The sequence below is a fragment of the Serinicoccus sp. CNJ-927 genome (assembly GCF_001942435.1).
GTDB classification, from domain to species: Bacteria; Actinomycetota; Actinomycetes; order Actinomycetales; family Dermatophilaceae; genus Ornithinicoccus; species Ornithinicoccus marinus.
Window position 1 is genome coordinate 1 of record NZ_MKKF01000031.1, and the last position, 11,502, is coordinate 11,502.

Annotated in this window: 12 protein-coding genes; 4 read left to right on the plus strand and 8 right to left on the minus strand. The window is 70.8% G+C overall.

Features of this window, described 5'->3' with window-relative positions:
* Positions 1-787 precede the first annotated feature (787 nt).
* From BJF86_RS18905 to BJF86_RS09515, 4 genes are all read left to right on the plus strand, one after another.
* Entirely contained in the window at positions 788-1,501 is a 714-nt protein-coding gene (locus BJF86_RS18905) for a tyrosine-type recombinase/integrase (RefSeq protein WP_237768159.1), read from the plus strand.
* A complete protein-coding gene (locus tag BJF86_RS09505; RefSeq protein WP_075818527.1) occupies positions 1,498-1,833 on the plus strand; it encodes a helix-turn-helix domain-containing protein in 336 nt (111 codons plus the stop codon). Before BJF86_RS18905 ends, BJF86_RS09505 begins: the two co-directional genes overlap by 4 nt.
* On the plus strand, positions 1,830-2,105 hold the full coding sequence (locus BJF86_RS09510; protein WP_075818529.1) for a hypothetical protein: 276 nt from the start codon (positions 1,830-1,832) through the stop codon (positions 2,103-2,105). Before BJF86_RS09505 ends, BJF86_RS09510 begins: the two co-directional genes overlap by 4 nt.
* A 774-nt stretch (positions 2,106-2,879) precedes the next feature.
* Entirely contained in the window at positions 2,880-3,362 is a 483-nt protein-coding gene (locus BJF86_RS09515) for a hypothetical protein (RefSeq protein WP_075818531.1), read from the plus strand.
* A 32-nt stretch (positions 3,363-3,394) separates the two neighbouring features.
* Here the strand turns inward: BJF86_RS09515 and lnt are convergent, their stop codons facing one another.
* The 8 genes from lnt to BJF86_RS09555 form a co-directional block, all read right to left on the minus strand.
* Positions 3,395-4,996: an apolipoprotein N-acyltransferase gene (gene lnt / locus BJF86_RS09520; RefSeq protein ID WP_075818533.1), complete on the minus strand. Its 1,602-nt coding sequence runs from the start codon at positions 4,994-4,996 to the stop codon at positions 3,395-3,397.
* Positions 4,989-5,903, minus strand: coding sequence for a cation diffusion facilitator family transporter (locus BJF86_RS09525; RefSeq protein ID WP_075818535.1), 915 nt, complete (start codon positions 5,901-5,903; stop codon positions 4,989-4,991). Before BJF86_RS09525 ends, lnt begins: the two co-directional genes overlap by 8 nt.
* Entirely contained in the window at positions 5,900-7,894 is a 1,995-nt protein-coding gene (locus BJF86_RS09530) for a heavy metal translocating P-type ATPase (protein ID WP_075818537.1), read from the minus strand. Before BJF86_RS09530 ends, BJF86_RS09525 begins: the two co-directional genes overlap by 4 nt.
* On the minus strand, positions 7,891-8,319 hold the full coding sequence (locus BJF86_RS09535; protein WP_075818539.1) for an ArsR/SmtB family transcription factor: 429 nt from the start codon (positions 8,317-8,319) through the stop codon (positions 7,891-7,893). Before BJF86_RS09535 ends, BJF86_RS09530 begins: the two co-directional genes overlap by 4 nt.
* 55 nt (positions 8,320-8,374) lie before the next feature.
* A complete protein-coding gene (locus tag BJF86_RS09540; RefSeq protein WP_010148049.1) occupies positions 8,375-8,917 on the minus strand; it encodes a vitamin K epoxide reductase family protein in 543 nt (180 codons plus the stop codon).
* A 55-nt stretch (positions 8,918-8,972) separates the two neighbouring features.
* Positions 8,973-9,632, minus strand: a complete 660-nt coding sequence (locus tag BJF86_RS09545; protein WP_075818541.1) for a DsbA family protein — start codon at positions 9,630-9,632, stop codon at positions 8,973-8,975.
* 152 nt (positions 9,633-9,784) lie between these two features.
* Positions 9,785-10,339 (minus strand): cadmium resistance transporter, encoded by a 555-nt coding sequence (locus tag BJF86_RS09550; protein WP_075818543.1) that lies wholly within the window; start codon positions 10,337-10,339, stop codon positions 9,785-9,787.
* 91 nt (positions 10,340-10,430) lie between these two features.
* Entirely contained in the window at positions 10,431-10,910 is a 480-nt protein-coding gene (locus BJF86_RS09555) for a signal peptidase II (protein ID WP_006593163.1), read from the minus strand.
* Positions 10,911-11,502 lie beyond the last annotated feature (592 nt).

Here is an 11,502-nt window from a genome sequence, read left to right on the forward strand (position 1 = left end):
CTACCACCGAGACCAGAGGAAGAATCAACCCAATCCAGAAGACCCGGATGTGGTTTGATCCGACCGCCCGAAGCGGACATTAACGCTGAAACACCTCACCGACCGCACACTGACCCCGACCCTGAGCTCGACCGAAACCGAGCCTGAGACCCGTCCGAGAACGACGCCGAACCCGACCGAAACCGCACCGCTCATGTCCCACACACCTCTGGCATTCCCGGACCAAGCGAGCATTATCGCGTCAGAAGTCACACCCGTTGGGTGGTCTGCGGATTAGTAGGGACTTCGACAGCCCCCCGCGGGCCCGTTGACCAGGGACGCCTAACTAGGTGTAACGTCAGGAGCAACAATATGGCTCCTGAGGCAACGACGGATCGGCGGTCCTGATGGTCGGCATACCGGGCTCGGCGGGGCTGGTCCTGGTCGCCGGGGTGGCTCATCTGAACGAGGAGAGCGCCGTCTTCGAGGCGATGCTGACCGGGTGGGGTCGTCAGCAGCGGTCCCGGCTGCTGGGCGAGAAGACCATCAGCGACCGGGTCCGGTTGGTCCGTCGGTTCACGGAGTTCGCCGAGTCCTACCCGTGGTCCTGGGGTCCTGGGGACGTGGAGGACTTCACCGTCTCTCTGGCCAGCGGGGACGGTCGGCGGTCACCCTCGACGATCCGCGGGTACCACCTGGGACTGCGGATGTTCTGCGATTACCTCACGACGCGCGGTACGAGTGGCCCCGGCAGTGTCGCGACCGGTTCGGCTCGGTGCCCTCGCAGGTGTGCCACGAGTGGAACACGGTGGCACATCTGAACGAGTACGAGGGCCGTCCGGCACGGCGACCGTTGACGTACGCCGAGCTGCAGGATCTCTTCGACCACCTGGACGCCCAGGTCGAACGCGCCGCGTCCTCGGGCCGCAAGGGAGCGTTGAGCGCGTTGCGTGACGCGCAGGTCTTCAAGACCGCTTACGCGTTCGGCCTGCGCCGCAACGAGCTGTGCCGCCTGGACGTGGCCGACCTGCGGCCCAACCCGCACGTGCCCCGGTGGGGCACTTACGGCTCGGTCCACGTCCGCTACGGCAAGGCTGTACGCGGTGGGGTCCCGCGCCGCCGCACGGTCCTGGCGGTGCCGGAGTTCGACTGGGCCATCGAGGGGATGCGCCAGTGGGTCGAGCAGGCAAGGCCGCTGTTCGGCGTGCCTGGCCACCCGGCCCTGTGGGTGACCGAGCGGCTCTCGCGGGTCTCGCTGCGCCACTTCGACGCCCGCTTCGCGGCGGTCCGCAACCAGGCGGGCCTGGACCCGGTGCTGTCGCTGCACTGCCTGCGCCACTCCTACGTGACCCACCTGGTCGAGTTCGGCTATCCCGAACGGTTCGTCCAGGAGCAGGTCGGGCACGCCTACGCCTCGACCACCGCGATCTACGCCTCGGTCAGCAACGACTTCAAGGACAAGACCCTCAAGGCCGCGCTGGCCCGCGTCTACGCACCCACCGATGAGGAGGACCAGGGATGACCGTCCGCACCGTGATGGGGTGGAACCTGCGCCAGGTGATGGCCACCCACGGCATGTACCAGACCTCCGAGCTCGTCCCGCTGCTGGCCGAGCGCGGGGTCCACCTGTCCCGAGAGCACGTCTACCGGCTGGTGGCCCGCACCCCGCAACGGCTGAACATGGACGTCCTGGCGGCCCTGTGCGACATCCTGGACTGCGAACCCAACGACCTGCTGGTCCCCACCGTCGTCGAGGACCAACCCGCCAAGACCGGGACCGGGGACAGCGGTCCGGGCATCGGTGACCTGCGCCCGATCCGGGCCCGGGTCCGCCGCCCGCCCGAGGGCCGGTGAGCCCACGGGCGCGGCTGCCGCGCCAAGACTGCGCGCACTGCGGGCGACACGACCGGTGCACCCGGATCGTCCTGGAGGAGGCGGTCTGCCAGCGCTGCACCCTGCGCTTCGCCCGGACCGCCCAACCCTGCCCCGGTTGCGCCAACATCAGGGTGCTGGCCTTCTACGACACCGCACGCCGGCCGGCGTGCGCGCCCTGCACCGGCAACGAGGCCGTCTACGCCTGCACCGCCTGCGGGAGGGAGGACTCCCCGTGGGGCCGGCTGTTGTAGGTTCTCGGGCGACCTGTCGGGCGCGCAGCCCACTGACCTGCGCAGCGACATCTTGGTGAGACTCCGGCTGTCTCAACAACTTGTCGGAATCTCGGCCCTGATCTGCAGACCAGGCTGGCTGGGGGTCGGCAGCATCGGTTCGTGGGCGGCTAGCGGGGGGCGCTCCCCGCATCTTCCTCGATCACCATCCCGAGTCGATAGAGAGCGTTGCGGCTCGCGAGCAGTTGCCCGAGCCGGATGATGGGGGTCGTAGCAGCCGCTGCGACCTGCCCCAGACCACGCTGCCGAGGACGAGGTCCACCTGAGTCCCGCCAGCGATCGGGGTGACGGTGACGCGAAACCACCGTCCCGGTCCGGAACGGGACGAGCGCAAGACTTCCCGACAGACTGCTATTTCTCCTGCCACAACACGTGGCCCGCGGTCTCATCGGCGGTCGGCTCCAGCGCGCGGAACCGGCGCACGTAAATGCCCTGCAGCCTGCCCTCAGTGCGGTTGCCCTTGCGCATCGTGCCGATAGCCCGGGCCCTCGCCGGGCTGCAGATGTGGTGTCCGGAACGCCGGTGACCGGCGAGCCTGTCCAACTCGGCTCAGCGGCCAACTGGTGAAGCACCGGTCGCCTACAACTGGCCATTGACACCTACCGTGTGCTTGCAGGTTGCCGCTGTACCTGCGGTGCCCCGGTTCTGGTTGCCCCGCCGAGGCGTGGTTCATCCGTCGCCCGGGGCCGCGGAGTCGCGGGGACCGGGTCGTTGCAGTCTTCGGAGAGGTATCGCATGTCCCGTGCTGAGCCAGCCGAGTTCGTGGTGGACCGGCAGGTCTGGACCAGCTATCGACCCTTCCTGGACCTCGGGTCCGTGGGGGTCGTGCTGGGTGGGTTGCTCGCTGCCGTCACAGGGCCTCTGGCGCTGCCCATGGGGTCATGGGCAGCTGCCTACCTCGTGCTAGTGGTCGGGGTCGGCCAGATCGTCCTTGCTGGCGGTCAGGCGTTCGTGGGCGGGTCGGACCTGGCGTCGTGGCGAGTCTGGTCCGAGGTCATGGCGTGGAACCTCGGTAGCGGCATCGTTCTTGTCGGTGGTATGCCCGGGATCCCCGTGGTGGTCGCCGTTGGGGGGCTGGTGCTGCTGGCGGCCCTCGTACTCTTCGCGACCGCGGTGCGTGGCGGGGGAGCAGCCGTGGGCCTGTATCGCTTCTTCACGCTCTTCCTCGCGGCGAGCGTGGCCGTCGGGGTCGGACTCTCTGCCGTACGCCACGGATAAGCCGCCCCCGGCGTGATGGCCCCCACCTTGGATCAGGCGCCTGTGTGGGCCCCGGGTGATCCACGGCGAGGCAGCCGTCGCCGTGGTTGCCAGAAGAGCCCAACGGCGACGACGAGGGCGGCGGCGGGTACGACCCAGGGGCCGGTGTGGACGGCGAGGGTCTGCTCGGTGCGCACCGGCAGCTGCCCCAGCAGGGTCGCCTGGGTGTACGGGTCGCTGCGTTGGTGAACGACTCCGTCCGGGGTGATGAGTCCGGAGACACCGACGTTGCTGACGTGCGCGACGGAGCGGCCGTACTCGACCGCCCGGACCCGGGAGATGGCCAGATGCTGCGCGGACTGGTCTCCGTCGCCGAACCAGGCGTTGCTGGTGGGGACCACGAGCAGCTGCGCGCCGCCGGTGACGAGGTCGCGCACTGCCCGGTCCACGACGATCTCGAAGCAGATGGCCAGTCCCAGGTCCACGGGCCGGCCGTCGGCAAGCGGCACCGGCACCACGCCGGGGCGGTCGCCGGCGCTGAGGTCGACGATCCGGTCCACCCACGGGCTGAGGTGCCTCAGGAGCGGGCGCAGCGGCATGACCTCACCGAAGGGCGCCAGATAGATCTTGCTGTACGTCTGGTCGAGCCCTAGCCCGGGCAGGTAGCTGAACACCATGTTGGCGGGTGGCCCGGCACCGCCCTGTCGGGACAGGCCACCGAGCACCAGCGGGGCGCCGACGGCTTCCACTGCCGCCATGATCTGGTCGGTGGCCGCCTGGCCGACCCGCGGGTCCAGCGGGTCCAGGTCGGTGGCGCCCTCGGGCCACACGACCAGGTCCGGAGCCGCAGCCTGGCCGGCGTCGACACGGGCCGCTAGCTCGTGGGTGCGGTCGGCATACCGGTTGAGCATCGTCCCCGGCTCGGCGGTCAGGGTCCGGGTGTACCCCTCGGGGATGTCTCCCTGGAGCGCGGCCACGCGCACCGGCTCTCCCCCGGTCGGGCGGGGAACCAGCACCGGCCCGACCACCAGGACAGCGGCAGCAACCAGCGCTCCGGTGGCCCTGCCCAGGTGCGTGCGCCCAGGTGCGAGGAACCGCTGCACGGCCACGGCGAGCAGACCACCGGTCAAGGCGAGGAGGAAGCCGAATCCCGGGACTGCCAGGAGGCTGACGGCGCCGAGCATCGGTGAGTCCGCCTGGCTGAAGCCCAGCCGTGCCCAGGGAAAGCCGCCGAACGGTGTGACCGAGCGGGCCCACTCCATCAGTACCCACGCCGCGGCACCGACGACGGGGCGGACCGCGCCCGTGCGCTGCAGCAGCGTCAGCAGCACGCCGAGGGCGGCCGGGTAGAAGGCGGAGGCCACGCTCATGGCAAGCCAGGCCGGAGCGCCGGCGTAGGTGCCGGCCCAGGTGAACATCGGCGTGAACCAGGCCAGTCCCAGCAGCAACCCGGACAGCGCGCCGGCCCACCAGGACGCCCCTGCGGTGGCCAGCGCGAGCGCGGCGCACCCGACGATCGCCAGCCACCACACGTCGTGCCCCGGGAACGCCAGCCACAGGGCGGCACCGCCCAGCAGACCGAGCAGCATGCGTGCCGCGAGCACCAGCAGGAAGTATCCATGGCCCGTCCGGACCGGACGGGCCAGCCTATGCATGGGCGGCGTGCTCGCGTTCGGCGTGGCCGGGTGGTTCGAGCTGGATGGTGGAGTGCTCGATGCTGACGGTGAAGTGGGCGGCGACGCAGTCCTGGAGCTGGGCGAGCATCTCGGCGGCGTGACCGTCGGCGAAGCACTCGTCGTCGAGGACGACGTGGGCGGTCAGCACGGGCAGGCCGGTGGCGATGGTGGAGGCGTGCAGGTCGTGCTCGTCCTGCACGTGCGGGACGGCGAGCAGGTGGGCACGGACGTCGTCAAGGTCCAGACCCTTGGGGGTCGACTCCAGCAGGATGTGGCCGGCCTCGCGCAGGATGGCGATCGCCCGGGGCACGATGAGGGCGGCGATGACCATGCCGGCGATCGCGTCGATGCGGACCCACCCGGTGGTCGCGATGACGATGGCGCTGATGATGACGGCCACGGACCCGAGGGCGTCGTTGACGACCTCGAGGAAGGCGGCGCGCATGTTCAGGTTCGCGGCCCGCCCGGTGCTGAGGACCAGCATCGAGGCGATGTTGCCGGCCAGGCCGACGATGCCGAAGAGGAGCAGGCCGGTGGAGCTGACCTCGTGCGGTTCGTAGAGCCGCCGTACGCCCTCGACGAAGGCGTAGATCCCGACCCCGAGGAGCACGGTCGCCTGGGCGCCGGCGGCGAGGACCTCGGCCCGGCGGAACCCCCAGGTGCGGGCCGGGGTGGGTGGGCGCAGCGCCAGTGACGCGGCGACCAGTGCCATGGCCAGCCCGGCGGCGTCGGTGAGCATGTGCCCCGCGTCGACCAGCAGCGCCAGTGAGCCGGTCCACAGGGCCCCGATCACCTCGGCGACCAGGATGGTCGCGGTGATCGCGAACGCGACCGCCAGCCGGCCCCTGTGGCTGGTCCCGACGCCGTGGTCGTGACCGGCGCTCATGCAGTCGCTCCTTCCAGACGGGCGGGATCCGCCTGGGAGGCGGTCAGGCTGGGCAGCTGCCTCGCACGTCCGGCGCGGACGCCGTTGGCGATGACCAGGACCTCGGCCAGCTCGTGGACCAGCACCACGGCTGCCAGGCCAAGCACACCGAAAAGGGCCAACGGGATGAGGACCGCGATCAGGACCAGGGACAGCACGACGTTCTGCAGCATGATCGCCCGGGTGCGGCGGGCGTGGTCGAACGCGAACGGCAGCAGCCGCAGGTCATCGCCCATTAGGGCCACGTCGGCGGTCTCGATCGCCACGTCGGTGCCCATGGCGCCCATCGCCACGCCGACGTCCGCGGTCGCCAGCGCGGGTGCGTCGTTGACGCCGTCGCCGACCATCGCGATCGCGCCGCGGCCGCGCAACCCGGTGACCACTTTCGACTTGTCCTCCGGGCGCAGGTCGGCGTGCACCTGCTCGATCCCGGCCTGGTCCGCCAGGGCAGCGGCCGTGACGTGGTTGTCGCCGGTGAGCATGGCCACGGTATAGCCGTGGTCGCGGAAGCGGGCGATGACCTCGGCCGCCTCCGGCCGCAGCTCGTCCCGGACGGCGATCGCACCGACCACCTGGCCGTCGACCTCGACCACGACCGCTGTCGCACCCGCCTGCTGCATCCGGGTCACGTCTGCGGCCAGCGTCCCGGGGTCGACCCAGTCGGGCTTGCCCAGCCGGACCCCGGCACCGTCCACGGTGCCGGTCAGTCCGACGCCGACGACGGCCCCGACGTCCTGCGCGGCGGGCACCCGGTCGGCGGCGGCCAGGATCGCCGTCGCGAGCGGGTGCTCGCTGCGGGCCTCCAGCGCGCCCGCCCAGGCCAGCACCTGCTCCCGGTCGGTCCCGGGGGCGGTGGCGACCTCGATCACGACCGGCCGGTTGCGGGTCAGGGTGCCGGTCTTGTCCAGGGCGACGGTGCGCACCTTGCCCAGGGCCTCCATCGCGGCGCCACCCTTGACCAGGATCCCGCGACGGCTGGCCGCCCCGATGGAGGCGACCGTGGTGACCGGCACCGAGATCGCCAGCGCGCAGGGAGAGGCCGCGACCACCATCACCAGCGCGCGGTGCACCCACACGGCCGGGTCGTCCAGGAGGGCGCCGAGAAGGGCCGTGAGAGCTGCGGCGATCAGGATGCCCGGCACCAGCGGGCCCGCGATCCGGTCCGCCAGCCGTTGCGTGGCGCCGCGGCGGGACTGCTCGGCCTCCACCACGTGCACGATCCGGGCCAACGAGTTGTCCTGCGCCGTGGAGGTCACCTCCACCTCCAGCGCGCCGGTGCCGTTGATCGACCCGGCGAAGACGTCCTTGCCCGGCCCGGTCTCCACCGGCATGGATTCACCCGTGATGGCCGAGGTGTCCAGGGCGCTCCGACCGGTCCGCACGGTCCCGTCGGTCGCCAGCCGCTCCCCGGGCCGCACCACCATCACGTCGCCGATGACCAGCTGTGCCGGGTCCACCACGAGCTCCCGGCCGTCGCGGAGCACGCTCGCCTCCTTGGGCACCAGGTCCAACAGCGCCCGCAGGCCGTGCCGGGTGCGGGCCAGGGAGTACTCCTCCAGGCCCTCGCTCAGGGAGAACAGGAACGCCAGCGCAGCAGCCTCCTCGACCTGCCCCAGCAGGGTCGCCCCGACCGCGCCGATCGTCATCAGCAGACCCACGCCGAGCTTGCCGCGCGCCAGACGGCGCAGCGCACCCGGCACGAACGTGGAGCCACCCACGAGCAGCGCCGCCGCCGCAAGGACCAGCCCGACGGTGTCCCATCCCGCGAGCCCGGCGAGGAACCCGGCCAGCAGCAGCGCACCGGAGGCCAGACCCAGCTGCACCTCCCGCACCTGCCACAGCCGGGTCGCCGGCTCCTCGACCTCTCCTGCTCGAGCTGGTGGGGCGACGGGAGCCTCGCATCCGCACGCGTCCACCGCCACCTCCCGCTGCGGCGTCTGCGGCCCGCTCACGCCCCCGCCTCCTGCCCGGCGTGGGGGCGCAGCTGCTCGGGGGCCGGGTTCCCCGCGGTCCCCGCGCCGTAGTTCGGGCACAGCGCGACCGCATACCCCGACGTCGCGAGCAGGCGCTCCGCCGCGTCCAGCACGTCCAGCAGCTCCGGAGCACTGGTCAGCGAGAACATCGAGGCCCGGCCCTCCGGGCGCGAGACCACCAGGCCGCAGTCTCGCAGGCAGGCCAGGTGCGCACTGACCGTGGACTGCGCCAGCCCCAGGTGCTCCGTGAGGTCGCGCACCTTGTGCTCCCCCAGCGTCAGGTGCTGCAGGATCGCCAACCGTGACCGGTCTGACAGACCGTGGAACAGCGCGGCCGCCACGTCGAGCCCTTCAGCTCGGGTGCCGTCGCCTGACGCGGGTGCGCTCTGTGATGTCATCGTCATGCGCCGATCATAGCCGGATGCCGGCCGTCCCGGCGCCTGAGCCGCGGCAAGCGTCCTAGGCGAGGGTGATCCAGTAGTCCCAGAACCGGACGGCGATCAGAGCCGCGACCACCAGGCACCATGTCGTGACGATCGTGACGGCGTAGTCTCCGACCCACCGTGGAAGCGCCCCGGCGCGGGACCACCGGGCCAGTACCGCGACGAACGCGGCCACGGTGACGACCCAGACCACCATGCAGTACGGGCACAGCGCACCGATGCGGTGGACGCTCTGGAAGATGAGCCAGTGCACGAACACCGTGCCCAGCGCCGTACCCGCGGTCAGGCCGATCCAGTACCAGGACGGCAGCCGGGCGCCGCTGATGATCGTGACGGCGACGGTGACCAGGGCGGCGAAGCCGGCCACGCCCAGGATCGGGTTGGGGAACCCGAACAGCTCCGCCTGGGGGGTGCTCATCACCGACCCGCAGCTCAGCAGCGGGCTGATGCTGCAGCTGGGCACGTAGCTCGGGTCGGCGACCAGCCGGATCTTCTCCACCAGCAGCACGAACGCCGCCGACAGACCGACCCAGCCGCACACGAGCAGGACCCACCCCACGGCCCTCCCGACCGGCGCGCCGGGCTCCTGGGAAGGAGCGGTGAGCGCGGCGGGCTCAGCGGTTGACGGCTGCATCGATCTGGGCGCGGAAGTCGCCCTCGGAGGTGGGCTGCAGCAGCTCACCGTCCAGGAAGAAGGTCGGGGTTCCCTGGACACCCAGTGCCATGCCGTCCTGCCGGTCCTGCTCCACGCGCTGCTGGGTGGCGGGGTCGGCGACGGCGGCGTCGTAGGCGGCCATGTCCAGCCCGAGGTCCTGGGCGAACTGCCGGAACAGCGGCGCCTTGGAGTCCTGCTGCTCGCCCCATTCGCTCTGCGTCTGGTACATCCGCGTGTACATGTCCTCGAACCGGCCCTGCTGGGCCGCCGCCTCGACCGCCACCGCCGCGTTCATCGCGTTGGCGTGGCCCGGGATCGGGAAGTACCGGACCACGAACGTCAGCTCCCCGGCGTACTCCTCGCGGATCTGCTCCACCAGCGGGTAGGCCGCCAGGCACGCCTCGCACTCGAAGTCCAGGAACTCCACCAGCACCGGCGCGCCCTCACCGGCGTCGGAGAGCACGTGGCTGTCCTCCCTCACGACCGGCACGGCCGAGCTCGTTCGCGCCGAGTCCGCGACACCGGTGCCGGACGGCGGGCGGGTCACGCCAACGGCGACGGCCACCACCGCAACGAAGACGGCGATCAGCAGGAGGGACAGGATCACGTTGCGCCGCACGGGCACTCCTTCATCAGGCGACACGGACGACCGGCCAGTCTGGCCGAGGATGCGGGAAGTCCCGACGCGGATCGTAGAGCCAGACCCTGAGAAGACTCTGGCCCGGTGCGACAAACGCCATTCGGACAGGGCAGGGACCGATGCGCCCCTACCTACAGGCCGAAGGCGCCACCTTCGACGAGGATCGCCACGCCGAGTCCGATCAGGACCAGAGGGAACAGGACGTGCTCCCAGCGTTCCAGGACCTCTGCGATGGGCCTACGGGTGGCGACGAACTTGGCGAGCAGGACAAGCACCATGACGAGGACGAGGAAGACGACGCAGTAGGCCACGACCGCGCCGGCGCCGACGGTGACGAAGACGGGGACGTAGACGCCGATGTTGTCACCGCCGTTGGCGAAGGTGACACCGGCGACCGTCAGGGCGCTGATCGTCTTGTCCGCGACCCGGTCGTCATCGTCTCCGTCGCCGCGCCAGACCTTCCATGCGGTCAGCAGGCCGAGCAGCAACGGGATGAGCCCGAAGTAGGCGATCGCCGACTCGGGCAGGAAGGTCACCGCGCCCAGGGAGACCAGTACCGAGGCGACGAGTATGCCGCCGAAGCCCAGGTACTGACCCACGACGATCTTCCTGGTCGTGCCGCGCAAGCCGGCGCCCCGGGCGAAGAAGAGTGACAGCACGATGATGTCGTCGATGTTGGTGGCCATGAACAGCCCGAAGGCCTGCAGGACTGAGGTGAGCACAGGGTGATGCCTTCGGTCGTGTGTGGTGGGTCAGGCGGGCGACGTGGCCACGCGGTCAGCCACTGGTGTCGGTCCCGGCCGGCTGCCGTGGTGAGCGCAGCTCGAGCAGCGCCAGCAAGACGACCCCGGTGACGATCGCGGTGTCAGCCAGGTTGAACGTGGGCCACCACCCGCTGTGCAGATAGTCGGTCACCACACCGTCAAGGGAGCGATCGATCCAGTTGCCGCACCCACCACCAAGAATCGCCGTCACTGCGGCGAGCCGCCAACAGTCCCACGTCGGAGCGGCCCGCCAGGCCACGACGGCGATCGCGACGATGACCAGGCCGGTGAGCGCGACGACCAGTGCGGCCGGCGCGTCAGCGCCGAGGGAGAACGCCACCCCCGGGTTGTGACTCAGCACGAGGTCGACCGGACCCAGGGCCAGCCCCGCCTCCAGCGCGCTCTCAGCCCACGCCTTGACCAACAGGTCCGTCACCGCCACCGCCGCGGCACCGGCCACCAGGACGGCGCGACGCGGTGCCAGTTTCGTCACGGACGCTGCTGTCCATCCCACACGACGCCCACCAGGGGTCGTTGACACCCGCTGGCGGGGATCGGCCGGGGCAGAACCGGACACGCCTGCTGCTCCAGGGCCACGCGCCGCAAGGCGGTTGGAGCGCCTCTGGTTGCCCCCAGCTCCTGGCGGGTCAGGCTGGGACCCACCGGGCGGGGTTAGAATCGACATGCGGCGATGGTAGCGAGTGACGCTGCTGTCAGCAAAGGGTAGAGTCGCACGGGCGGCCGTGTGGCCGGCTCGTCACCACCGTGGCGACCCTCAACCATCGCGTTCGGCAGGCAGAGTGGTAGCGGATTGGAAGGTAAGCGGCATGGGCACCATAGGGCGACCCCGGGTGGAGCGAGGCGGTGGACGAGCAGGACGCCCCGACCTCCTCGAGCCGGCCAGCGGTCGACGGCCTAGTGGAGTCCTGCAGAGTGGTGTACGAGCACCGGGTGAGCGTGTCCTGCTGAGGTAGGCGCGGCCACCGGTGTGATCCTTCGAGTGATCTCTCACAACCGACTCGAGAAGGAAGCACCACGATGGCCGCTGGCCCCATTATCGACCCTGAGCAGTTCCTCCACGAGCA

Coding starts and splice junctions, on each gene's coding strand:
- BJF86_RS09505 (WP_075818527.1), top strand. CDS start 1,498: ATGACCGTCCGCACCGTGATGGGGTGGAACCTGCGCCAGGTGATGGCC.
- BJF86_RS09515 (WP_075818531.1), top strand. CDS start 2,880: ATGTCCCGTGCTGAGCCAGCCGAGTTCGTGGTGGACCGGCAGGTCTGG.
- lnt (WP_075818533.1), bottom strand. CDS start 4,996: ATGCATAGGCTGGCCCGTCCGGTCCGGACGGGCCATGGATACTTCCTG.
- BJF86_RS09525 (WP_075818535.1), bottom strand. CDS start 5,903: ATGAGCGCCGGTCACGACCACGGCGTCGGGACCAGCCACAGGGGCCGG.
- BJF86_RS09535 (WP_075818539.1), bottom strand. CDS start 8,319: ATGACGATGACATCACAGAGCGCACCCGCGTCAGGCGACGGCACCCGA.
- BJF86_RS09550 (WP_075818543.1), bottom strand. CDS start 10,339: ATGGCCACCAACATCGACGACATCATCGTGCTGTCACTCTTCTTCGCC.